Raw genomic sequence first — 21,346 nt, forward strand, 5'->3', positions numbered from 1 at the left:
TGGCGGTTACTTGCCGGCAACCCGCGCATTGCGCGTGGCGATCAGCTTCAGCCGCAGCGCGTTCAGGCGGATGAAACCTGCCGCGTCCTTCTGATCGTAAGCGCCTGCATCTTCCTCGAAAGTCACATGCTTTTCGGAATAGAGCGAATGCTCCGACCAGCGGCCCACGCAGGTGGCCGACCCCTTGTAGAGCTTGAGCCGCACGGTGCCGGTCACATGTTCCTGGCTCTTGTCGATCAGGGCTTGCAGCATTTCACGCTCGGGCGAGAACCAGAAGCCGTTGTAGATCAGCTCGGCATAGCGCGGCATGATCGAGTCTTTCAGGTGCCCCGCGCCCGCGTCCAGCGTGATCTGCTCGATGCCGCGATGCGCCTCCAGCAGCACGGTGCCGCCGGGGGTTTCATAGATGCCGCGCGATTTCATGCCGACAAAGCGGTTTTCCACGAAATCCAGCCGCCCGATGCCATGCTTGCCGCCCAGTTCGTTCAGACGGGTCAGGATGGTGGCGGGCGACAGCGCCTCGCCATTGATTGCGACGGCATCGCCACGCTCGAAGCTCACTTCGATATATTCCGGGGTGTTCGGTGCCTCTTCCGGCGAAACGGTGCGCTGATATACATAATCGGGCGCTTCCTCGGCCGGGTTTTCCAGTGCCTTGCCCTCGGAAGAGGTGTGCAGCAGGTTGGCGTCCACGCTGAACGGGGCCTCGCCGCGCTTGTCCTTGGCAATCGGAATCTGGTTCGTCTCGGCAAATTCGATCAGCTTGGTGCGCGAGGTCAGATCCCATTCCCGCCACGGGGCAATCACCCGGATCGAGGGATCCAGCGCATAGGCGCTGAGCTCGAACCGGACCTGATCGTTGCCTTTGCCGGTCGCGCCATGGGCCACGGCATCAGCGCCATGCTTGTGCGCAATCTCCACCAGATGTTTGGAGATCAGCGGCCGCGCGATCGATGTGCCCAGCAGATACAGCCCTTCATACAGCGCATTGGCGCGGAACATCGGGAACACGAAGTCGCGCACGAATTCTTCGCGCACGTCGACGATGTGGATGTTCTCTTCCTTGATGCCCAGCAGCAGCGCCTTCTGGCGTGCCGGCTCCAGCTCTTCGCCCTGGCCCAGATCGGCGGTGAAGGTCACCACTTCACAGCCATATTCGGTTTGCAGCCATTTCAGGATGATCGAGGTATCGAGACCGCCCGAATAGGCAAGCACGACTTTCTTGGGCTTGGACATGAGACCGCTCCATCGAGGTTTCGCCCGCGATTAAAGGGAAACGCGCGCAAGGGCAAGCATCCTGGGGCAGTTGACAGTGCGCGCGGCCTCTGCGCCATTGCAACCTCAGGGTATCAAGAGGCGTGACGATGAAAGCTTGGCAGATTTTCACCCATTCGGTGCGGCAGGTATTTGGCAATTTCAACGATGCGCTGCGGATCTCCGGGCTGATCTACATCGTGCAGATGATGATTGCCGTGGCGCTGGGCGGCATGGGCATCTCGCCGGGGAACACGTTGGAGCCGACAGTGGGCGTGGCGTTCGGTGCGCTGTTTGCCTCGCTGGCCTTTCTGATCGGATCCTTGTGGATCGCGGTCTCCTGGCACCGCTTTGTGTTGCAGGCCGAAGGGCAGCATAGCCTTGTGCCGCCGTTTCATGGGGCAAAGATTGGCGCCTATTTCGTGAAATCCCTGCAAATCGGCCTGATCGCCGCCATTGTCGGCTTTGCGCTGGCCTCGCTCATCGGCACATTGGTCCTGTCGGCGCTGGGGCAGACGGTGTTTGCCGGAATGTTGGTGATCTTCCTGACGCTGGTGCCGGTTCTGGCCATCGTGAACCGGTTCAGCGCGATTCTGCCGGGCATCGCGCTGGGGGAAAAGCTGACGCTGACCGACGGCTGGCGGGCGACGGCGGGCGATGGGGTGACCATGCTGCAACTGGCGGCGATTGTCGCGTTTTGCAGCCTGTTGCTGGGCCTGCCGCTGGAGGCGTTGACCCCCGGTTCGATCCCGTCGCTGCTGGCCGAGGTGGTGCTGGGTTGGGTTCAGGTGATGGTCGGCGTGTCGATCCTGACGACGCTTTATGGCCATTACATCGAAAAACGCTCGCTGGTCTGATCTTGCCATTCCGGTGCGCTCGGGTCTAATCGGCGGATGACCGATTTTGCCAAAGCCGCCCGCCGCACCTGTGAAGCCCTGCGCGACCTGTTCGAGGCCACGCCGCTGCAACGCAATGACCATCTTTCGACCCGTTATGGGGCCGAAATCTGGCTGAAGCGCGAGGATCTGACGCCGGTGCGCAGCTACAAGCTGCGCGGGGCGTTCAATGCCATGCGCAAGGTGCGGGCAACCCAACCGGATCAGGGCCATTTCGTCTGTGCCAGCGCGGGCAACCATGCGCAGGGCGTGGCCTATGCCTGTCGCCATTTCGAGGTGAAGGGCACGATCTTCATGCCGGTGACAACGCCGCAGCAAAAGATCGACAAGACGCGCACCTTTGGTGGTGCTGCCGTCGAGATCGTGCTGACCGGCGACTATTTCGATCAGACGCTGGCGGCGAGCCAAGCCTATTGCCGCGAGAAGGGGGCGCATTTCCTGTCGCCCTTCGATGACCCGGATGTGATCGAAGGTCAGGCCTCGGTGGCGGTGGAAATTCTGGATCAGCTGGGGCAGGCACCGGATCTGGTGATCCTGCCGGTGGGCGGCGGCGGGCTGGCCTCGGGCGTGACGGCCTATTTGCGGCAGGCGGCCCCGGACACCGATTTCCGCTTTGTCGAACCCTTGGGCGGTGCGAGCCTGACGGCGGCGCTGGAGGCGGGTCAGCCGGTGACATTACCGCGCATCAACAGTTTCGTCGATGGTGCTGCGGTGGCGCGGCTGGGGGTGAACACCTTTGCGCGGCTGGATTGGGTTCCGCCGGAACAGGTGCTGCTGGCCCCTGAGGACCGGATCTGCGTGACCATGCTGGAGATGCTCAACGTCGAAGGCATCGTGCTGGAACCGGCGGGGGCGCTGTCGGTCGATGTGCTGCCGGTGCTGGCCGATCAGATCCGGGGCAAGACGGTGGTCTGCGTCACCTCGGGCGGCAATTTCGATTTTGAACGCCTGCCCGAAGTGAAGGAGCGCGCGCAACGCTATTCCGGGCTGAAGAAATACTTCATCCTGCGGATGCCGCAACGCCCCGGTGCGCTGCGCGAATTTCTGATGATGCTGGGGGCCGAGGATGACATCGCCCGCTTTGAATACCTCAAGAAATCGGCGCGCAACTTCGGCTCTGTCCTGATCGGGATCGAAACGAAATCGGCAGACAATTTTGCGCAGCTTTATGGGCGCATGGATGCGGCCGGGTTCACCTATCGTGACATCACCGGCGATGAATCCCTGGCCGAATTCCTGATCTGATCTGATCAGGCGGCGGACAGGCGGGCCAGCCCGGCCTGAAACGCCGCTTTGGACTGCTGATACAGCCACAGAAGCTGCGGCAGATCGACCGCCGACCCGGCGCTGCTGTTGCGCTCTCCCTCCTGGCAGAGCTGCGCCAGATCGCGGAACCCGAGGTTCAGCGCGCTGCCCTTGAGGAAATGCAGATCACGGCCAAGCGGCTGGCCTGCGTGCATCTGCTGCAGACGCGCGACCACCTCGTCCGTTTCCTCCAGAAACAGGTCGATCACTTCGGCAAAGCCGTCTTCCCCCACTTCGGATCGCAGATCCGCCACCCTGTCCCAATCAATCATCATATCCCCCGGCCCAAGGCCCTCCTGATCCCACACCGCCCGAGAATGGCGGCGCGGGGTTTAACAATCGGTTAGGCCCGCCGCGATCTTCCTGCACAATTTTAGGCTTCACGCTCTGTTAAGGGATGGCATCAACACTGCCCCCGTGACGGAAAGCGGAGCGAGCGCGGTGGCCGATACGATTCAAAGCAGGGCCCTTGTGCCGCGTGCCAGTCTGGCGCCGCGCCGCGTGCTGGTGGTGGATGACAGCAAGGCGCAGCGCAAGATCCTGTCTATGTCTCTGCTGCGCTGGGGCTATCAGGTGATCGAGGCGGGCTGCGGAGAGGAGGCGCTGGCACTGTGTTCGGCGACGGCGTTCGATATCGTGATTTCCGATTGGGTGATGCCCGGCATGTCAGGCATTGATTTCTGCCGCCAGTTCAGGGCCTTGCCGCATGAGGCCTATGGTTATTTCATCCTGCTCACCTCGAAATCCGGGAAGGGCGAGGTGGCGCATGGGCTGGATGTCGGGGCGGATGATTTTCTGACAAAACCCGTCAATGCGGATGAGTTGCACGCCCGCCTGCGCGCGGGCGAGCGGATTCTGGGGATGCAGCGCGAGCTGGTCGACAAGAACCGGCTGATCGGCACAACGCTGGCGGAATTGCAGAAACTCTATGATTCGCTGGACCGCGATCTGATCGAGGCGCGCAAGTTGCAGCAGACGCTTGTGCGCGAGCGGCACCGCGATTTCGGGCGGGGCACAGCGTCAATCCTGCTGAAACCTTCGGGCCATGTCGGCGGCGATCTGGTCGGATTTTTCGAGATCAGCGCCCGCCGCATCGCGCTTTATTCGGTGGACGTGTCGGGGCATGGCGTGGCCTCGGCCATGATGACGGCGCGGCTGGCGGGGCTGTTGTCGGGGGCCTCACCGGATCAGAATATCGCGCTGACCGGCGGAACCGAGGGGCAGCGCGACGCCTGGCCGCCCGAAATGGTGGCGGCGCGGTTCAACCGGATGATGCTGGAGGACATGCAGGTGGAGCAGTATTTCACCATGGCCTATGCCGAGGTGGATCTGCAAACCGGGCGGGTGCAGATGGTGCAGGCGGGCCATCCCCATCCGCTGCTGATCCGGCAGGATGGCACGATCGAACAGCTGGGTCAGGGCGGCCTGCCGATCGGCCTGCTGCCCAATGTGGTGTTTCATCGGATCGAGGCGCGGCTCCGGCCGGGTGACCGGCTGTTTCTGGTGTCAGACGGGGTTACCGAATGTCCTGCGCCAGACGGGCAGGAACTCGGTGCCGAGGGCCTGATCGAGATATTGGCGCGAAATGAAGGGCTTGAGGCACAGGCGCTGCTGGAGGCGCTGGTCTGGAACCTGAACAGCCATGCAGGCGGGCAGGATTTCCCCGATGATGTGTCGGGCGTGTTGTTCCACTATCGCGGCTGATGCAGGGCCTGCGCCAGAAAGGCGCGGTCGCCCGCATTGCCCAGACGGGCCAGCGCCTCGTCTGTCGGCAGCCAGACCGCGCTGTGGCCTGCCTCGGTCGGTGGGCAGATCGGGCGGACGGGCCGGGCGAGATAGATGGTGCACAGCTTTTCGGCCCAGCGGTCATAATCGGGCATGTAGCAGAACCGCCGGAACGCGCCGAGCCGCCGGGTGACGCTGATCCGCCAGCCGGTTTCTTCCATCACCTCGCGGTGCAGGGCGGCAATCGGCTGTTCGCCCCGGTCGATCCCGCCCCCGGGAAGCTGGTATTCGGGCACGGGATTGGCCTGAAAGGTGGTCAGGATCTGATCGCCCTGAAGCAGCACCGCATAGACGCCGGGGCGCAGCCCATAGCGTTGCCCGGGTTTCACCGCTTCGCCAATTCGCCGTATCATGCCCTTGGTCCTGAACTTGCCGCGCCTATATTGTCGCGGTATGCCAAGACTGGCAGCTTTAGGAAACCCCCATGACCATCGGATCGCAAATCGCCTGGGACGATACTGTCCTGCCGTTTCAACTGGACCTCGCGGATATTCGCGGCCGCGTGGCGCGGCTGGATGGCGTGCTGGATCAGGTGCTGAAGCAACATGCCTATCCGCCCCAGATCGAGGCGCTGGTCTGCGAGGCGGCCTTGCTGACCGCGCTGATCGGCCAGACGATCAAGCTGCGCTGGCGGCTGTCGTTGCAGATCCGCGGCATCGGGCCGGTGAAGATGATTGCCACCGATTACTATGGCCCGACCGAGGATGGTCAGGCCGCCCGCATCCGCGCCTATGCGAATTTCGTGGAAGAAGATCTGGACCCCGCTGCAAAACCGTTCGACCTGATCGGCGAGGGGTATTTTGTCATCGTGATCGACCAGGGGCAGGGCATGTTGCCCTATCAGGGCATTACGCCGCTGACCGGCGGGTCACTGTCCGCCTGCGCAGAGACCTATTTTGCGCAATCTGAACAGCTTCCGACCCGGTTCGCGCTGACCTATGGCCGCAGTCAGGTGCCGGGTGTGGCACCGCATTGGCGGGCAGGGGGCGTGATGATCCAGCATATGCCCAAAGCCTCGCCCTTCGTGGCGCAAGAGGGTGGCTCGGGCGAGGGCGGGTTGCTGACCCCGGCGGATATCGTCGATGGCGAGGACGGCGAAAACTGGGCGCGCGTCAATCTGCTGCTGGATACGGTGGAGGAGCTGGAGCTGATCGGGCCGTCGGTTGCGCCGACGGATCTGCTGGTGCGGCTGTTCCACGAGGAGCAACCGCGCGTCTATGATGCCCAGCCGGTGCGCTTTGGCTGCTCCTGTTCGGCGGAAAAGGTGCGCTCGTCGCTGTCGATCTATTCGGCCAAGGATCTGCGCCACATGACCACGCCGGAAGGTATTCTGACGGCGGATTGCCAGTTCTGCGGCGCGCATTACGAATTCGATCCGAAAACGCTGGGCTTCGAGGCCGAGCAGGCGGCACGGGATGGCGATTGAAACGCTGATAGCGGCGCTGGCACGGCCCACGCCTGCCTCGTCGGACTATGATCTGAACCCCGACACGGTTCTGGCTCCGGGGCGCGTTCTGCGCCCCGCTGCTGTTCTGGTGGCGGTGTGTGAAGGGCGGCAGGGGCCAGAGGTGCTGCTGACCAAACGCGCCTCGGGGCTGAAGCACCATCCGGGGCAGATTGCCTTTCCGGGGGGCAAGATTGATGCCACCGATGCCTCGCCCGAGGCGGCGGCGCTGCGCGAGGCCTGGGAGGAGGTGGCGCTCGACCCGGCGCTGGTCCGGGTTCTGGGGCGGCTGCCCGCGCATGAAACCGTCACCGGCTATAGCGTGACGCCGATTTTGGGCCATATCAGAGACGGTTTTGTGTCCCGGGCCGAGTTGGGCGAGGTGCAGGAGGTGTTTCGCGTGCCGCTGTCGCATCTGGCCGATCTGAGCCGGTTCCGGGTTGAGCGGCGGATCTGGCGGGGCGAGTGGCGCAGCTATTATGCCGTGCCTTACGGCCCCTATTATATCTGGGGCGCAACGGCCCGGATGTTGCGCGGGCTGGCCGAAAGGCTTGCTGCATGAGGATCGAGGGCGACTGGCTGACCTCTGCCGCCACGCAGGCGGTGTGCCGGGCGATCACGGCAGGCGGGTTTCAGGCGCTGTTCGTGGGGGGCTGTGTGCGCAATGCGCTGCTGAACATGCCGGTGGCGGACATTGATCTTGCCAGCGACGCCCCGCCGCAAACCGTCTCTGATCTTGCCGAAAAGGCCGGATTGAAAGTGGTTCCGACCGGGATCGACCATGGCACGGTGACGGTGATTGCGGGCGGCGTGCCGCATGAGGTGACGACCTTCCGCCGCGATGTGGCAACCGATGGCCGTCGGGCGGTGGTCGCCTATTCCGGCGATATTGCCGAAGATGCGGCGCGGCGCGATTTCACCATGAATGCGCTTTATGCCCTGCCGGATGGGCAGGTGATCGACCCGCTGGGCGGATTGCCCGACCTTGTGGCGCGGCATGTCCGGTTTGTCGGCGATGCCGAACGCCGCATCCGCGAGGATTACCTGCGCATCCTGCGCTTTTTCCGCTTTCACGCGATCTACGGCGATCCGGCAGGCGGCATTGATGCCGAGGGGCTGGCCGCCTGTGCGGCCCTTTCGGCTGGAATAGAGACGCTTTCTGCCGAACGTATCGGGGCGGAAATGCGCAAATTGCTGGCGGCGGCGGATCCGGCGCCTGCGCTGGCCGCGATGGCGCAGGCCGGGGTTCTGGCGCAGGTTCTGCCGGGGGCCGATGCGCGGCCGCTGGCCCCTCTGGTGCATCTGGAGGGTGATCTTGCGCCGAGCTGGCTGCGCCGCCTTGCCGTTTTGGGCGGCGAGGATGTGAGCGCGCGCTGGCGGCTGTCGCGGCAGGACAGCCGGGATCTGGCGCTGGTGAAGGATGCATTGGGCGATCTGTCCAGCCCTGCCGCGCTCGGCTATCGCTTGAAACCGGCGCTGGCGACCGATGTCATTCTGGCCCGGGCGGCGCTGTTCGAGGCGGACCCGCCACCAGATTGGCGGGCCGAGATCGCGCGGGGGGCGGCGGCGCGCTTTCCGGTACGCTCTGCCGATCTGATGCCCGCCTTGCAGGGCGCGGCGCTGGGGGCGCGGCTGAAGGCGCTGGAACAGCACTGGCTGCAAACCGGGCTGCGGCTTGGCCGGGATGATCTTCTGGGGTGAATTGTTTTCCTTCTGGTCAAATCGGGCTATATATCTGCCAAGACCACAGTGAAGGCAGTTCTTTTGATGTTCCGGTTTTTCGAAGGGCTGGTTGACCCCTATCGGCCATATACGCCCTCCAATACGCCACCGCGCAAACTCTGGCCGTTCCTGCGGGAATATATCATCCCGTTCCGGGGGGTGTTTACCGTTACGGCGCTGCTGTCGGTGCTGGCGGCGGCGGCGGATGTGGTGCTGATCTGGTATGTGGGCCGGGTGGTCGACCTGCTGGCGCAGGGCAAACCGCAAGAGATCTGGGCCAGCTATGGCACCGAGATTCTGGCGGTGGGCTTTGCCGTTCTGGTGCTGCGGCCGCTGATCCTCGTGGCCAATGTGGCGCTGCTGCACAATACGATCCTGCCGAACTTTGGCACCATGATCCGTTACCGCGCGCATAATCATGTGCTGCGGCAGCCGGTGGGCTGGTTTGAATCCGATTTCGCGGGCCGCATTGCCAACCGCATCATGCAGACACCGCCCGCTGCCGGGGATGCAGTGTTTCAGACCTTTGACGCAGTGGCCTTTGCCAGCGTCACTGTGGTGGGTGCGGGCGTGATGCTGGCAGAGGCGGATCTGCGTCTGCTGGTGCCGTTGCTGATCTGGTTCGCGCTTTATGCCGCGCTGGTGAAATGGACGCTGCGCCGGGCGGGCCCGGCCTCCAAGGCCAGTTCGGATGCGCGCTCGGCTGTCACCGGGCGGGTGGTTGATGCCTATAGCAACATCCATTCGGTGAAGATGTTCGCGCATCACGATCTGGAAATGCGTTATGCGACCGAAGCGATCGAAACCGCGCGGGTGAAGTTCCAGCAGGAAATGCGCATCGTCACCAAGATGGATCTGGCGCTGACGGTGCTGAACGGGTTTCTGATCGTGGCGGTGACCGGCTGGGCCTTGCTGCTGTGGTATCAGGGGCAGGCTTCGGTGGGCACGGTGGCGGCGGCGACGACGCTTGTGCTGCGGCTGAACAACATGACCTATTGGATCATGTGGGCGACAACCTCGCTGGTGCAGGCGCTGGGCGTGGTGGCCGAAGGTATGGAGACGATCACCCAACCCATCGGGCTGGTGGATGCGGCAGCGGCGCGGCCCTTGCGGCTGACCGAGGGGCGGATCGACCTTCAGGCCGTCTCGCATCACTATGGCCGCGGTTCGGGCGGTTTGCAGGCGGTAACGCTGACCATCCGGCCCGGGGAACGGATCGGGCTTGTCGGGCGTTCCGGTGCCGGGAAATCGACATTGGTGAAGCTGATGCTGCGCTTTTACGATCCCGAGGCCGGGCGCATCCTGATCGACGGGCAAGACATCACGCAGGTCACACAAGACAGCCTGCGCCGCGAAATCGGCATGGTGCAGCAGGACAGCAGCCTGTTGCATCGGTCCGTGCGCGAAAACATCCTCTATGGCCGCCCCGATGCCACCGAGGCCGAGATGATCGCGGCGGCACAGCGTGCCGAAGCGCATGAGTTCATCCTGACGCTGGAAGACCCCGAAGGCCGCCGCGGTTATGATGCGCATGTCGGCGAGCGCGGGGTGAAGCTTTCGGGCGGGCAGCGCCAGCGCGTCGGTCTGGCGCGGGTGATCCTGAAAGATGCGCCGATCCTGATCCTGGACGAGGCGACAAGCGCGCTCGACAGCGAGGTCGAGGCGGCGATCCAGGATGCGCTTTATGGTGTGATGCAGGGCAAGACAGTGATCGCCATTGCGCACCGCCTGTCGACCATCGCGGCGATGGACCGTATTGTGGTGCTGGAGGATGGGCGCGTGGCCGAAGACGGCAGCCATGCCGATCTTCTGGCGCAGGGCGGCCTTTATGCCCGGTTCTGGGCGCGGCAATCCGGTGGATTTATCGGAACAGAGGAGACGGAATGAAGCTGCTGACATCGCTTGGCGGCTTTATTGACGCCTTCCGCCCCGCCTCGGGCAATCCGCCGCAACAGCTTGGCGCATTTTTCGGCTGGTGTCTGCGCGGGGCCTGGGGGCCTTTGGTGGTGGCGGGCATCATCTCCAGCCTTGCGGGCACGACAGAGGTGGTTTCGGCGCTGATCCTCGGTTGGGTGGTGGATGCGGCGGTAAGCGCAGGGCCTGCCGACTTTTTCGCCGTGCATCTGGATCTGCTGCTGTGGTTCACCGCCTTTTACCTGATCTTCCGCCCGCTGGCCTTTGCGGCCTCGGCGGCGTCCAACTCGATCATCGTCGGGCCGAATGTGATGCCGCTGGTATTGAGCCGTCTGCATCGCTGGACCCTGGGGCAAAGCGTCACCTTCTTTGACAATGATTTTGCCGGGCGGATCGCGCAAAAGCAGATGCAGGCAGCGCGGGCGGTGACCGATGTGGCGACAGAGGTGATCAACACCGTCTGTTTCGCGCTGGCCTCGGTGATCGGTTCGGCGATTTTCCTGATCGCGATTGATGCCCGCATTGCGATTGCGTTGCTGGTCTGGATGGCGGCCTATCTGGCGCTGATCCGGTTTTTCCTGCCCAAGGTAAAGGTGAACTCGGCGGCGCGGGCGGCGGCGCGGGCGATGGTGTCGGGGCAGGTGGTGGATACGATCACCAATATCAAGACCGTCAAGCTGTTCGCTCATGCCGCCTTCGAGGACCGGGTTGCGCTGAAAAGCATGGAGGTCTTCCGCGCCCGCAGTCTGGAATTCGGCGTCATCTCGACCTGGTTCCGATTTACTCTGATGACGCTGGCCGGGGTGCTGCCGGTGTTGCTGATCGGCGGCACTGTGCTGTTGTGGCAGCAGGGCGCGGCCACGGCCGGCGCGATTGCGGCCTCGGGGGCGGTGGCGATGCGGATTGCGCAGATGACCGGCTGGGTCAGCTTTACCCTGATGTCCATCTATACCAGCGTGGGCGAGGTGGAGGACGGAATGCGCACGCTGTCGGCGCCGCATCTTCTGGCCGACAAGCCCGATGCGATCGAACTGCCGCGCGTCAAGGGGGCTGTGCGCTATGATCATGCCAGCTTTGCCTATGGCCGCACGCGGGGCGGGGTGGAGGATGTGTTTCTGGACATCCGCGCCGGTGAGAAGCTGGGCATTGTCGGCGCATCGGGGGCGGGCAAATCCAGCCTCGTGGCGCTGCTGTTGCGGCTCTATGATTGCGAAAAGGGTGCGGTTCTGGTCGATGGCCATGATGTGCGCGATGTGACGCAGGAATCGCTGCGCCGTCAGATCGGCATGGTCACGCAGGAAACCGCGATGTTCAACCGCTCGGCGCGGGACAATATCGCCTATGGCCGCCCCGATGCGACAGAGGCCGAGATCATCGCGGCGGCGCGGCAGGCCGAAGCGCATGAGTTCATTCTGGCGATGGAGGATCATCAGGGCCGCAAGGGGTATGATGCCTATCTTGGGGAGCGTGGGGTCAAACTGTCAGGCGGGCAGCGGCAACGCATCGCGCTGGCGCGTGCCTTCCTGAAGGATGCGCCGATTCTGGTGCTGGACGAGGCGACCTCGGCGCTTGATTCGGAGGTGGAGGCCAGTATCCAGGAAGCGCTGGACCGGGTGATGGTGGGCAAAACCGTGCTGGCCATCGCGCATCGCCTGTCGACCATCGCTGCGATGGACCGGATTGTGGTGCTGGATTCGGGCCGGATCGTCGAGATGGGCAACCATGAGGCGCTTTTGGCACAAGGAGGGCTTTACGCGCGCTACTGGAACCGTCAATCGGGGGGCTTCATCGTCACCGAAGAGGCTGAGGCAGCGGAATGAAACTGACCATCGAGCGACTGGGCCACCTGGGCGACGCCATCGCGCAGGGGCCGGACGGCCCCGTTTATGTGCCACAGATGCTGCCCGGCGAAGAGGTCGAGGGCGAGATTCAGGGCGACAAGCTACTGAATGCGCGGATCCTGACCCCCTCGGCGGATCGGGTGAAACCGCCATGCCCCCATGCCCGCAGCTGCGGTGGCTGCCTGATGCAGCACGCCCGTGACGGGTTTGTGGCCGATTGGAAGATGGGGATCGTGCGCGGTGCGCTGGCCGGTCAGGGCATCGAGGCGGAACTGCGTGGCGTGCTGACCTCGCCGCCGCAATCACGCAGGCGGGCCACGCTTTCGGGGCGGCGTACCAAGGGCGGTGCGATGCTGGGCTTTCATGCGCGCGGCTCGGATCAGTTGATCCCCGCGCCGAATTGTCAGCTGCTGCACCCCGACCTGATGGCGGTGTTCCCGGCGCTGGAGGCGCTGGTGATCGCAGGCGGATCGCGCACCACCGAACTGTCGCTGACGCTGACCCGCACTTTGGCGGGGCCGGATGTGATCGTGGCAGGGGGCAAGCCGCTCGACGGGCAGTTGCGGCTGGATCTGGCGCGCATCACTGAAGCCCACGGCCTGTCGCGGCTGACCTGGGGGGACGAGACGGTGGCCCTGCGCGCCGCGCCGATGCAGCGATTCGGCAAGGCGCTGGTGGCACCGCCGCCCGGGGCCTTCCTGCAAGCGACGGTGGAGGGCGAGCGCGCCTTGCTGGGGGCGGTGCGCGCCGCCGTGGGCAGCGCCGACCGCATCACCGATCTGTTCGCCGGGGTGGGCACGTTCAGTCTGCCGCTGGCCGATCAGGCCGCGGTTCATGCTGTCGAGGGCGAGGCGGCGATGATGGCCGCGCTCGACAAGGGCTGGCGTCAGGCGCAGGGGCTGCACCGCGTCAGCGTCGAGACGCGTGATCTGTTCCGCCGTCCGCTGGAACCTGATGAATTCAAAGGCGTGCAGGCCGTCGTGATCGACCCGCCGCGCGCCGGGGCCGAGGCGCAGACAGCCACACTGGCGCGCTCCGGTGTGCCGGTGATCGCGGCGGTGTCGTGCAATCCGGTGACCTTCGCGCGCGATGCCCGGGTGCTGCGCGCCGGGGGCTATCAGCTCGATTGGGTGCATGTGGTCGATCAGTTCCGCTGGTCGTCGCATGTGGAACTGGCGGCGCGGTTCAGCCGGGCGTGAATTGACGCACGAAGCCGTGATGGCTTTGTGGATCCATGCACGGATGTATTCTCTAGGCAAATTGTGCATAAATGCGGTAGGGCAGGAAAAAAAGAAGCAGTACACAGGCGACCCATGGTCTTGATCCGCATCCTTCTTGCGTTTGCGCTCGTGCTCGGGCTGTCTGCCTGTGGCGGCGGCAAGTTCCGCACCTATCGCGGCCCCGAAGTCACCTCGATCCAGGTGCATAAGGCAGATCGCAAGATGTATCTGCTGCACAATTCCAAAGTGCTGAAAGAATACGATATTTCTCTGGGTTTCCAGCCGGTCGGACACAAGCAGTTCGAGGGTGACGGCAAGACGCCGGAAGGTGTGTATTTCATCAGCCACCACAATCCGCGCAGCCGTTATCACCTGTCGGTCGGCGTGTCCTATCCGAACGAGGCGGATCGGGCCTTTGCGTCGACCATGGGCAAATCGCCGGGCGGCGATATCATGATTCACGGGCGTTCGCGCTACAAGGGCCAGAACAAGGGCGATTGGACCGCCGGCTGCATCGCGGTGCGCGACCGCGAAATGGAAGAGATCTATTCCATGCTGCGCCGCCAGACCCCGATCCTGATCCTGCCCTGAGCCGACATCAGACTGCAAAAAAGGGGCCAATCGGCCCCTTTTCTTGTTTCCGGTGATGACTGCCGCGCGGTTATTGCGCGGGAACATTGTCCATTTCAGAGGTCACGGTGCGGCCCAGAGCGATGGCGTTCACGTTTTGCACGGGCGCGCGGGTGCTGTCGCCGGTGACAAGCGTCCACCAGATCTTGCCGCTCGGCTCCTGGAACCAGGCAAACCCCATCTCATTGGCGCTGGCATCCAGAATGATCGCGCGGGTGTCGGGCTGGTTTGCCCAGGCGGCCAGCGTTTCCAGTTCCGTCTCGTAGGTTTCCGAAATCAGCTCGCCGCCGAAATGCCCGCCATAGCCCGCACGCTGCACCCGCAGCAGCGGCGACGAGCCGTCAGAGCCGAAATGCCAGGGACGATTCTGCGCCGACATGTCACGCGAATGTGCCGCTGCCGCCGCGTTCAGTTGCGGGTTCAATTGCATCTGCACCACGCCCTTGGCCGCCCGCAGCGAGTTGACCGAATCAAGCACCCGATAGGCGATCTCGCCCTCGGTGCGTTTGTCGATCTTGTAGACACGCGGCAGGGGGCGCCCATCGGCGCCGAACTGTGCCTCCGGGGCTGTGGTGCTGCAAGCCGCGAGCATGGCTGCCGCACAGACCGCCAGAACGGAAAATCTCGTCATCTTCTTTCACACCAATGGCAATTCGACCGTTCGTCCTTATCCAATCCGGGCAGAAGGTTCAAACGCAAGTCTGCGTGATCTTGACCGTTGACATCTGTTTGATTTGCGAAGTTGCGGCATTGCAGCTAAAAACCGCTCAAATCCAACGACAAGGAGTTCAGCGGATGAGTGCTGACACTACGTTCAAGCCCAGCCGCCGTGCGGTTCTTGGTGGCGCTGCTGCGGCAGCAATGGGGGCTGCGGCCCTTCCGGCCTTCGCGCAGGCCGACAGTTCTGTGCGCAACAACATCTCCAGCTTCCGTATGCTGGACTGGCAGCCCTACTTCACCGATACCCGCAAAGGCGCGGTTCTGGTGGATACGCAGTCGCGCGCGCTGCATTTCTGGTCGGAAGATCAGACGGTCTACAAACTTTACCCGACCTCGGTGCCGCTGTCGGAAGATCTGACCCGCCGGGGCCGGACCGAGATCATCAAGAAGGTGGTCGGCCCGGAATGGCGCCCGACGCCGTCGATGCTGGAACGCAACCCTGACTGGCCGCCCTATATCGGCCCCGGCCCGGACAATCCGCTCGGCACCCATGCGCTGTGGCTTTCGTGGACCTATTACCGGATCCATGGCACGCATGACACGCGCAAGATCGGCCGCAAATCTTCCAACGGCTGCGTCGGGCTGTACAACGAGCATATTTCGGAATTGTTCAACCTGACCCAAGTTGGCACACAGGTGTTGCTAATTTGACGACATCGCGGGGCGGCATTTCTGCCCCGCTTGCCCTTGCATTGCGCCTGTGACCGTTCACGATTACACAGCGAAATACGAGGTACAGTCTTGGGTGCGCAGTATCGCCTCTGCAAAATTCGATCCTGCGCAATATCTGGAGGTTAACATGAAGAAACTTGCACTTGCTGCCGCTCTGACGGTCGCTGCTTCCACCGCTTTCGCTGGTGGCGTTGTTGAGCCGGTCATGGAGCCGGAAGTTGTTGAAGCCGCGACCTCGTCGTCGGCTGGCGGCATCATTGTTCCGCTGCTGCTCCTGCTGGTTGTGGCTGCTGCTGCTTCCAACTGATCTGACACAGGCTGTCATGGAAAAGGCGGCAGGGAAACCTGCCGCCTTTTTCTTTTTGTAGGCCTGAACAGGGGCGGCCTTACAGCCAGCCCCCCAGATTGTCGCGGATCACGGCAGCGAGGGCCGCGATATGGGCGGCATCATCGTTCAGGCAGGGAATATAGGTAAAGCTTTCCCCGCCCGCGTGCTCAAACGCCTCGCGGATCTCACCATTGATCTCTTCCAGCGTCTCGATGCAGTCGGCGGAAAAGGCGGGGGCCATCACCGCAATGCGCTTCTTGCCCTGTTTTGCCAGCTCTGCCACATGCTCCACCGTATAGGGCTTGAGCCATTCTTCCGGGCCAAAGACCGACTGGAACGTGGTGTCGATGCTGCCCTTGTCCCATCCCAGCCGCTCGCGCAGCAGCCGCGAGGTTTTCTGGCATTGGCAGTGATAGGGATCACCTGACATCAGATAGCGTTTCGGCATCCCGTGATAGGAGGCCACCAGCACATCGGGGCGGTGATCCAGCTGCGCATAGGCGCGTTCTACCGATCGGGCCAGTGCGTCAATATACAGCGGATGGTCAAAGTATTCCGCCACGGTGCGGGCTGCGGGCTGGCGCTTTTCCTGCATCAGCGCGCGAAAGAAGGCATCATTCGCCGTGCCCGAGGTGGCCCCGGCGTAATGCGGATACAGCGGGAAAAACAGGATCTTCTCGCAGCCCGCCGCGACCATCGCCCGCACCTTCGACGCGGTGGAGGGATTGCCATAGCGCATGCAGAAATCGACCATGACCTGATCGCCAAAATTGTCCTTCAGTGTCGCGGCAAGGGCGCTTGTCTGATCTTTGGTGATGGTCATCAACGGGCTTTCGCCCTTGGGGCCGCCCTTGTCGTGATTCCAGATGGATTTGTAATTCGCGCCCGAGGTGAAGGGGCGCTTGGTCAGGATGATCAGCTGCAGCAGCGGCTGCCACTTCCAGCTGGCATAGTCGATCACCCGTTTGTCCGACAGGAATTCGTTCAGATACCGCCGCATCGACCAGTAATCGTAATGGTCGGGCGTGCCGAGATTGGCCAGAAGAACACCGATCCTGGCCTGCCGCACGGGCGGATGGCTGGCAGGCGCATGGGCCAGGCGGCCCTCGCCGGGGCGGATCGTCGGGGCGGCCTGATCGCGCGTGGCGTCCAGCATGGTCATTCTCCTGTCTGTCATTCTGCCCGACATAGTCTTGCGGCGCGTGGCGTCAATTCTCTGTCGATGTCGCAGCCTTCAGCGCATCTTCCAGCCGCTGCACCGCCGATCCGGGCCGAAGCGGCTTTTGCTGGCTGTCATGCGGGGCCCAGCCGGTCAGGCAGATCATTTCGAATGTCGCACCGATGCGGCCATCGGGAAGGGCATAGGCCTGCTGATACTGCTCTGCGGCGGCGGCAAGGACGTGGCGGCGGGTAAAGCGGCGCAGGCGCGTGTTCAGGGCATTGACCTCGCCCATGGCGCGCAGATCGGCCATCAGGTGCCACGCATCGCGGTAGCTGGCATGGCGGGTATAGGCATCGGCCACCGGCAGGTTCAGCCCGGCGCGTTGCAGCAACGCCCCCAGATCGCGGATCTCGCCCATCGGCAGCACCCGCGGCGACAGTCCGCCCGTCACCTGCGCCTCGGCCTCGGCCAGACAGGCGCGCAGCTCGTGCAGCGTCTGGCCGCCAAGGGCAAAGCCCAGAAACAGCCCGTCGGGGCGCAGCGCGCGGCGCGATTGCACCAGTTGGCCAACCGGATCATTGGCCCAATGCAGCGCCATGGCGTGCACGACCAGATCATGTGCTTCGGGGTGCAGGTCCAGCAGATCGTCATCCGCAACGATCCGGGCGCCCGGCAGGACATTTTGCCAGATTTCCGGAAATGGTGTGACAATTGCCGGCTGCGTAAACTGCCTGTTAACCGCGCTCAGTCTTTCCTGAACTTCGAGGACCACCTCCTCATGCAGGAACAGCGCATCGCGGCGGGCGCGGGCGCGGTTGCGGGCAAGGGCGGGGCGGTCGGTAAGCTGGGGTGGGGTCTGCATCATGCCTCCATCATGGCGGGACCATAGGAGCGTCGGATGAGAATGCAAGCCGCTGTGCATCTGGTCTATCCACCACAGTGTCTGAGCTGTGATGCGCTCGTCACCACGGATTTCGGCCTGTGTGCCCGTTGTTGGCGTGAAACGCCGTTCATTGCGGGGCTGGTCTGCGATTGCTGTGGCACGCCGCTGCCGGGGGAGGAGACGGGGGGACCGGTGCAATGCGACGATTGCCTTGCTATTGCCCGGCCCTGGAGCCGGGGGCGCGCTGCGATGCTCTACAAGGACAATGCGCGCCATCTGGTGATGGCGCTGAAACATGGCGACAGGCTTGACCTGGCGCGCCCGGCGGCGGGCTGGCTGCTGCGGGTGGCGCAGCCGCTGCTGGCCCCGGATGCGCTGATTGCGCCGGTGCCACTGCATTGGCTGCGGTTGCTGAAGCGGCGTTACAACCAGTCGGCGCTGCTGGCCGGGGCACTGGCCAGGCTGACCGATCTGCCGCATTGCCCCGATCTGCTGATCCGCCATCGCAATACCCGCAGTCAGGAAGGGCGCGACCGGGACGGGCGGTTCCGCAATCTGGATGGGGCGATCCGCCTGCACGCGCGGCGGCGCTGGCAGGTGGAGGGGCGGCCGATCCTGCTGGTGGATGATGTGATGACCTCGGGGGCCACGCTGGCCGCCTGTGCCGAGGCCTGCCTTGCGGCGGGCGCGGCGCGGGTGGACGTGCTGGTGCTGACCCGCGTTGCGAAGGACGGCTAAATCCTTATAGTCGCGCCAATTGCGAGGATTGGCCCCCGAAGGTGATGCGTCATGAAACCCGTCGAAATCTATACCACCCCGACCTGCCCCTATTGCCTTGCCGCCAAACGGCTGCTGACCAAGAAGGGCGCGGCCTTCACCGAGATTGACGTGAGCCGCGATCCCGCCTTGCGTGATGCGATGACAGCGCGGGCAGGCGGGCGGCGATCTGTGCCGCAGATCTTCATCGGTGGGCAGCATGTGGGTGGCAGTGACGATATTCACGCGCTGGATCATGCCGGCAAGCTTGACCCGCTTCTGGCGGGCTGAGCGATGCGGATTGCCCTTGTGCAACTGACCGTCGGGGATGATCCGGCGGAAAACCTGCCCGAAACGCTGGCGCTTGTGCGCGCGGCGGCGGCGGGTGGTGCGGCTTTTGTGCTGACGCCCGAATGTACCAATGCGCTCAGCTCCAACCGCGATCACCAGCGCCGGGTGCTGCACGCCGAAGCCGACGATCCCACCCTTGCCGCGCTTCAGGCCGAGGCGAAGGCGCTGGGGATCTGGCTGTTGATCGGGTCTTTGGGCGTGCTGACGCAGGATGCCGACGGGCGGTTCGCCAATCGCTCGTTCCTGATCGGGCCGGATGGGGCCATCGCCGCGCGTTATGACAAGATCCATATGTTCGATGTGAATGTGACCGAAACCGAGGTCTATCGCGAATCGGCAGGCTATCGCCCCGGTGCGCAGGCGGTTCTGGCCGATACGCCCCTGGGCAAGATCGGCATGGCGGTCTGCTATGACCTCCGCTTCCCGCATCTGTTCCGCCGTCTGGCGCAGGCAGGGGCGCAGATCCTGACGGTGCCCGCCGCCTTCAACCATCTGACCGGGCAGGCGCATTGGGAAACCCTGCTGCGCGCTCGTGCGATTGAAACCGGCTGCTTCGTTCTGGCCCCGGCGCAAACCGGGTTTCACCCCGAAACCGACGGCAAGGGGCGGCGCACCCATGGCCACAGCCTTGCCATTGCGCCATGGGGCGAGGTGCTGGCCGATGCGGGCGAAGAGCCGGGCGTCACCTTTGCCGAGATTGATCTGGCTGAGGTGGAGCGGGCGCGGGCGCGGGTGCCCTCGCTGTCGCATGACCGCAGTTTCGATGGCCCATGATGGCTGAAAAAACCGAAGATATCGCCATTGCCCTGTTTGGCGAGCTGTTCATGGCCGATCAGCTGGCCCGCAACCGCATCTCCAAGGCGCTGCCCAAGGGGATGGAACTGTCGCATTTCGGGGTGCTGAACCATCTGGCCCGTATTCAGGAAGAGCGCACGCCGGCGCAGCTGGCGCGCAGCTTTCACGTCACGCGGGGCGCGATGACCAATACGCTGGCCAAGCTGGAATGGGCGGGCCATGTGCATATCCGCCCCGACTGGGACGATGCGCGGCGCAAATTCGTGGCGATCAGCCCCTCGGGCCGGGCCGCGCGCGATGCGGCGGTTCATGCCATCGCGCCGCTGATTGCCGAGGTTGTGCAGGCGCTGGGCGCCGATCGGGTGCGCGCGGTGCTGCCCGTGCTGCGGGAACTGCGGACCAAGCTGGAAGACGACGACTGATCGTCGCCTTCCGCCGGGTTTACTTGGTCAGGTTGTTCACGCGGGTCGAAACGCCCATCGCATCAAACAACAGGTCGAGCACCGAGTTGGTCTTGAGCACAGAGCTTTCGGTGACCAGAACCAGATCCCGGTCCTCGATCTGGAACTCGCCCGCGCTGAACAGCCCGTCTGCGGTGGTCAGATCAATCGCAAAGATTGTGCGTTCCTTGCTTGGGCCGCTGCCATCGCTGCGCAGATGTTTCGGATCGTAATCGCGCAGAACCAGAACACCTTTCGGGTTGGCGCGTGTGTCGTTCACGCCGCCGATCAGCGAGGCCGCATCCAATGCGGTGATGGTTTCGCTCGGGAAGGGGATCTGCGCCTCTTTGCGCGCCGCCCCCAGCGACAGGAAATAACGGTCGTCATCCTCGACATAGACCTTGTCGCCGCCGCGCAGCGTGGTGTCGAGCGACGGGCTTTTCAGCAGTTTGTCGGCCGAGATCCCGTAAAGCTTGCCACTGCGCATCAGCCGGACCTGCGGATTTTCAAAGGTGCCGGAGATGCCGCCGCCCATGGCCAGCAGGCTCAGCACCGTGAAGTCGCGGTCGGGCATCACGAAGTTGCCGGGATTGGCGACGCCACTGACCAGATCGACCGAGCTTTGCCGTCCGGCGGTATGGCTCAGCTGCACCTGCGCCGACGGAATGATGGCGGCGAATTTCTGCTGGATCGTGTCGCGCGCCCGGTCGGGCGACATCTTGGCGACATAGACCTGATCGACATAGGGCAGGAAGACCTCGCCGCTGGGCGACACGCGGATCGCCTTCAGCTCCACCACCTTTTGCCCGGTCTGGGTCAGCAGCGAGCTTTCGCCGTTGTCCCAGATCGACAGGTCCATCACGTCACCGGCCTCAATGATCTGCGAGGAGGGGCCCTTTTCGCGCGAAATCCAGCCCGCAACCTTGGGGCCGCCCTTCTGGGGCCAGGCGTTCAGTTTCGGCAATGTTTCGCGCGTGACCGGGAAGACGGCAAAGGTTGCGTCCGGTGCATCGGCACCTTTCAGAATCTGCGCCCGATTGGGCGCACCGCCGGGCAAATCCCCGCAGGAGGAAAGAAAGGTCAGGCTCGCTGACAGCAGCAAGAGCCTCCCGGCAAAAATCAGCATTATGAACTCCGGTAGAGCCGCACCTGGCAGGGTGGACTTTGGCAGTTGGTGCAAGATACTTGCGGGACGTGAGGGGTTCAACAGCCGAGTTCACACCAAGCG

The 21,346-nt window shown here is 63.7% G+C and carries 23 protein-coding genes; 16 read left to right on the top strand and 7 right to left on the bottom strand.

All coding sequences use genetic code 11. The features are described 5' to 3' along the window. Positions 1 to 6: 6 nt before the first annotated feature. Positions 7 to 1,236 (bottom strand): argininosuccinate synthase, encoded by a 1,230-nt coding sequence (locus KM031_RS09880; RefSeq protein WP_215505805.1) that lies wholly within the window; start codon positions 1,234 to 1,236, stop codon positions 7 to 9. A 128-nt stretch (positions 1,237 to 1,364) separates the two neighbouring features. On the opposite strand from KM031_RS09880, the gene KM031_RS09885 reads away from it, so the two are divergent. Further along, positions 1,365 to 2,111 (top strand): hypothetical protein, encoded by a 747-nt coding sequence (locus KM031_RS09885; RefSeq protein ID WP_215505804.1) that lies wholly within the window; start codon positions 1,365 to 1,367, stop codon positions 2,109 to 2,111. A 36-nt stretch (positions 2,112 to 2,147) separates the two neighbouring features. Then, positions 2,148 to 3,395 (top strand): threonine ammonia-lyase IlvA, encoded by a 1,248-nt coding sequence (ilvA, locus tag KM031_RS09890; protein WP_215505803.1) that lies wholly within the window; start codon positions 2,148 to 2,150, stop codon positions 3,393 to 3,395. 5 nt (positions 3,396 to 3,400) lie between these two features. Here the strand turns inward: ilvA and KM031_RS09895 are convergent, their stop codons facing one another. Further along, on the bottom strand, positions 3,401 to 3,727 hold the full coding sequence (locus tag KM031_RS09895; protein WP_215505802.1) for an Hpt domain-containing protein: 327 nt from the start codon (positions 3,725 to 3,727) through the stop codon (positions 3,401 to 3,403). Between the two features lie 169 nt (positions 3,728 to 3,896). On the opposite strand from KM031_RS09895, the gene KM031_RS09900 reads away from it, so the two are divergent. Beyond that, the gene (locus tag KM031_RS09900; RefSeq protein ID WP_260691896.1) at positions 3,897 to 5,159 is read left to right on the top strand and encodes a PP2C family protein-serine/threonine phosphatase; all 1,263 of its coding nucleotides are present in this window, start codon (positions 3,897 to 3,899) and stop codon (positions 5,157 to 5,159) included. Here the strand turns inward: KM031_RS09900 and KM031_RS09905 are convergent. Continuing rightward, positions 5,147 to 5,593 carry an NUDIX hydrolase gene (locus KM031_RS09905; RefSeq protein ID WP_215505801.1) on the bottom strand — a complete coding sequence of 149 codons (447 nt, stop codon included), beginning with the start codon at positions 5,591 to 5,593 and terminating at the stop codon, positions 5,147 to 5,149. The genes KM031_RS09900 and KM031_RS09905 overlap by 13 nt on opposite strands. A gap of 71 nt (positions 5,594 to 5,664) precedes the next feature. On the opposite strand from KM031_RS09905, the gene hslO reads away from it, so the two are divergent. The 7 genes from hslO to KM031_RS09940 all read left to right on the top strand — a co-directional run bounded on the left by hslO (position 5,665) and on the right by KM031_RS09940 (position 13,972). After that, positions 5,665 to 6,666, top strand: a complete 1,002-nt coding sequence (hslO, locus tag KM031_RS09910) for an Hsp33 family molecular chaperone HslO (protein WP_215505800.1) — start codon at positions 5,665 to 5,667, stop codon at positions 6,664 to 6,666. Further along, the gene (locus KM031_RS09915; protein WP_215505799.1) at positions 6,656 to 7,246 is read left to right on the top strand and encodes a CoA pyrophosphatase; all 591 of its coding nucleotides are present in this window, start codon (positions 6,656 to 6,658) and stop codon (positions 7,244 to 7,246) included. Before hslO ends, KM031_RS09915 begins: the two co-directional genes overlap by 11 nt. Further along, on the top strand, positions 7,243 to 8,385 hold the full coding sequence (locus KM031_RS09920; RefSeq protein ID WP_215505798.1) for a CCA tRNA nucleotidyltransferase: 1,143 nt from the start codon (positions 7,243 to 7,245) through the stop codon (positions 8,383 to 8,385). Before KM031_RS09915 ends, KM031_RS09920 begins: the two co-directional genes overlap by 4 nt. Before the next feature lie 66 nt (positions 8,386 to 8,451). Beyond that, on the top strand, positions 8,452 to 10,293 hold the full coding sequence (locus tag KM031_RS09925; protein ID WP_215505797.1) for an ABC transporter ATP-binding protein: 1,842 nt from the start codon (positions 8,452 to 8,454) through the stop codon (positions 10,291 to 10,293). After that, positions 10,290 to 12,140 (top strand): ABC transporter ATP-binding protein, encoded by a 1,851-nt coding sequence (locus tag KM031_RS09930; RefSeq protein ID WP_215505796.1) that lies wholly within the window; start codon positions 10,290 to 10,292, stop codon positions 12,138 to 12,140. Before KM031_RS09925 ends, KM031_RS09930 begins: the two co-directional genes overlap by 4 nt. Beyond that, positions 12,137 to 13,360: a class I SAM-dependent RNA methyltransferase gene (locus KM031_RS09935; RefSeq protein ID WP_215505795.1), complete on the top strand. Its 1,224-nt coding sequence runs from the start codon at positions 12,137 to 12,139 to the stop codon at positions 13,358 to 13,360. Before KM031_RS09930 ends, KM031_RS09935 begins: the two co-directional genes overlap by 4 nt. Positions 13,361 to 13,474: 114 nt before the next feature. Continuing rightward, positions 13,475 to 13,972 (top strand): L,D-transpeptidase family protein, encoded by a 498-nt coding sequence (locus KM031_RS09940; protein WP_215505794.1) that lies wholly within the window; start codon positions 13,475 to 13,477, stop codon positions 13,970 to 13,972. 70 nt (positions 13,973 to 14,042) lie between these two features. On the opposite strand, the gene dalA is transcribed toward KM031_RS09940, so the two are convergent. After that, the gene (gene dalA, locus KM031_RS09945) at positions 14,043 to 14,642 is read right to left on the bottom strand and encodes a divisome-associated lipoprotein DalA (protein ID WP_215505793.1); all 600 of its coding nucleotides are present in this window, start codon (positions 14,640 to 14,642) and stop codon (positions 14,043 to 14,045) included. A gap of 164 nt (positions 14,643 to 14,806) precedes the next feature. Between dalA and KM031_RS09950 the strand changes: the two genes are divergently transcribed. Together KM031_RS09950 and KM031_RS09955 are read left to right on the top strand one after the other, a co-directional pair. Then, on the top strand, positions 14,807 to 15,382 hold the full coding sequence (locus KM031_RS09950) for a L,D-transpeptidase (RefSeq protein ID WP_215505792.1): 576 nt from the start codon (positions 14,807 to 14,809) through the stop codon (positions 15,380 to 15,382). A gap of 148 nt (positions 15,383 to 15,530) precedes the next feature. Beyond that, the gene (locus KM031_RS09955; protein ID WP_215505791.1) at positions 15,531 to 15,710 is read left to right on the top strand and encodes a hypothetical protein; all 180 of its coding nucleotides are present in this window, start codon (positions 15,531 to 15,533) and stop codon (positions 15,708 to 15,710) included. A gap of 79 nt (positions 15,711 to 15,789) precedes the next feature. On the opposite strand, the gene hemH is transcribed toward KM031_RS09955, so the two are convergent. Both hemH and KM031_RS09965 read right to left on the bottom strand, forming a co-directional pair. Further along, positions 15,790 to 16,887 carry a ferrochelatase gene (hemH, locus tag KM031_RS09960; protein WP_246567129.1) on the bottom strand — a complete coding sequence of 366 codons (1,098 nt, stop codon included), beginning with the start codon at positions 16,885 to 16,887 and terminating at the stop codon, positions 15,790 to 15,792. A 52-nt stretch (positions 16,888 to 16,939) separates the two neighbouring features. Further along, positions 16,940 to 17,755 carry a methyltransferase domain-containing protein gene (locus KM031_RS09965; protein WP_215505789.1) on the bottom strand — a complete coding sequence of 272 codons (816 nt, stop codon included), beginning with the start codon at positions 17,753 to 17,755 and terminating at the stop codon, positions 16,940 to 16,942. Positions 17,756 to 17,791: 36 nt separating this feature from the next. Between KM031_RS09965 and KM031_RS09970 the strand changes: the two genes are divergently transcribed. Genes KM031_RS09970 through KM031_RS09985 form a run of 4 tightly spaced genes read left to right on the top strand, consistent with a single transcriptional unit; the run spans position 17,792 to position 20,100 of the window. Beyond that, a complete protein-coding gene (locus tag KM031_RS09970; protein WP_215505788.1) occupies positions 17,792 to 18,514 on the top strand; it encodes a double zinc ribbon domain-containing protein in 723 nt (240 codons plus the stop codon). Positions 18,515 to 18,565: 51 nt separating this feature from the next. Beyond that, positions 18,566 to 18,823, top strand: coding sequence for a glutaredoxin 3 (gene grxC, locus KM031_RS09975; RefSeq protein WP_215505787.1), 258 nt, complete (start codon positions 18,566 to 18,568; stop codon positions 18,821 to 18,823). A gap of 3 nt (positions 18,824 to 18,826) precedes the next feature. Beyond that, positions 18,827 to 19,657, top strand: a complete 831-nt coding sequence (locus KM031_RS09980; RefSeq protein ID WP_215505786.1) for a carbon-nitrogen hydrolase family protein — start codon at positions 18,827 to 18,829, stop codon at positions 19,655 to 19,657. After that, the gene (locus tag KM031_RS09985) at positions 19,657 to 20,100 is read left to right on the top strand and encodes a MarR family winged helix-turn-helix transcriptional regulator (protein WP_215505980.1); all 444 of its coding nucleotides are present in this window, start codon (positions 19,657 to 19,659) and stop codon (positions 20,098 to 20,100) included. Before KM031_RS09980 ends, KM031_RS09985 begins: the two co-directional genes overlap by 1 nt. Before the next feature lie 19 nt (positions 20,101 to 20,119). Here the strand turns inward: KM031_RS09985 and KM031_RS09990 are convergent, their stop codons facing one another. Beyond that, a complete protein-coding gene (locus KM031_RS09990) occupies positions 20,120 to 21,244 on the bottom strand; it encodes a polysaccharide biosynthesis/export family protein (protein WP_215505785.1) in 1,125 nt (374 codons plus the stop codon). Between the last annotated feature and the right edge of the window lie 102 nt (positions 21,245 to 21,346).

The sequence above is a fragment of the Gemmobacter fulvus genome (assembly GCF_018798885.1).
GTDB classification, from domain to species: Bacteria; Pseudomonadota; Alphaproteobacteria; order Rhodobacterales; family Rhodobacteraceae; genus Gemmobacter; species Gemmobacter fulvus.

Coding starts and splice junctions, on each gene's coding strand:
- KM031_RS09880 (WP_215505805.1), bottom strand. CDS start 1,236: ATGTCCAAGCCCAAGAAAGTCGTGCTTGCCTATTCGGGCGGTCTCGAT.
- KM031_RS09885 (WP_215505804.1), top strand. CDS start 1,365: ATGAAAGCTTGGCAGATTTTCACCCATTCGGTGCGGCAGGTATTTGGC.
- ilvA (WP_215505803.1), top strand. CDS start 2,148: ATGACCGATTTTGCCAAAGCCGCCCGCCGCACCTGTGAAGCCCTGCGC.
- KM031_RS09895 (WP_215505802.1), bottom strand. CDS start 3,727: ATGATTGATTGGGACAGGGTGGCGGATCTGCGATCCGAAGTGGGGGAA.
- KM031_RS09905 (WP_215505801.1), bottom strand. CDS start 5,593: ATGATACGGCGAATTGGCGAAGCGGTGAAACCCGGGCAACGCTATGGG.
- hslO (WP_215505800.1), top strand. CDS start 5,665: ATGACCATCGGATCGCAAATCGCCTGGGACGATACTGTCCTGCCGTTT.
- KM031_RS09915 (WP_215505799.1), top strand. CDS start 6,656: ATGGCGATTGAAACGCTGATAGCGGCGCTGGCACGGCCCACGCCTGCC.
- KM031_RS09920 (WP_215505798.1), top strand. CDS start 7,243: ATGAGGATCGAGGGCGACTGGCTGACCTCTGCCGCCACGCAGGCGGTG.
- KM031_RS09925 (WP_215505797.1), top strand. CDS start 8,452: ATGTTCCGGTTTTTCGAAGGGCTGGTTGACCCCTATCGGCCATATACG.
- KM031_RS09930 (WP_215505796.1), top strand. CDS start 10,290: ATGAAGCTGCTGACATCGCTTGGCGGCTTTATTGACGCCTTCCGCCCC.
- KM031_RS09935 (WP_215505795.1), top strand. CDS start 12,137: ATGAAACTGACCATCGAGCGACTGGGCCACCTGGGCGACGCCATCGCG.
- KM031_RS09940 (WP_215505794.1), top strand. CDS start 13,475: ATGGTCTTGATCCGCATCCTTCTTGCGTTTGCGCTCGTGCTCGGGCTG.
- dalA (WP_215505793.1), bottom strand. CDS start 14,642: ATGACGAGATTTTCCGTTCTGGCGGTCTGTGCGGCAGCCATGCTCGCG.
- KM031_RS09950 (WP_215505792.1), top strand. CDS start 14,807: ATGAGTGCTGACACTACGTTCAAGCCCAGCCGCCGTGCGGTTCTTGGT.
- KM031_RS09955 (WP_215505791.1), top strand. CDS start 15,531: ATGAAGAAACTTGCACTTGCTGCCGCTCTGACGGTCGCTGCTTCCACC.
- hemH (WP_246567129.1), bottom strand. CDS start 16,887: ATGCTGGACGCCACGCGCGATCAGGCCGCCCCGACGATCCGCCCCGGC.
- KM031_RS09965 (WP_215505789.1), bottom strand. CDS start 17,755: ATGCAGACCCCACCCCAGCTTACCGACCGCCCCGCCCTTGCCCGCAAC.
- KM031_RS09970 (WP_215505788.1), top strand. CDS start 17,792: ATGAGAATGCAAGCCGCTGTGCATCTGGTCTATCCACCACAGTGTCTG.
- grxC (WP_215505787.1), top strand. CDS start 18,566: ATGAAACCCGTCGAAATCTATACCACCCCGACCTGCCCCTATTGCCTT.
- KM031_RS09980 (WP_215505786.1), top strand. CDS start 18,827: ATGCGGATTGCCCTTGTGCAACTGACCGTCGGGGATGATCCGGCGGAA.
- KM031_RS09985 (WP_215505980.1), top strand. CDS start 19,657: ATGGCTGAAAAAACCGAAGATATCGCCATTGCCCTGTTTGGCGAGCTG.
- KM031_RS09990 (WP_215505785.1), bottom strand. CDS start 21,244: ATGCTGATTTTTGCCGGGAGGCTCTTGCTGCTGTCAGCGAGCCTGACC.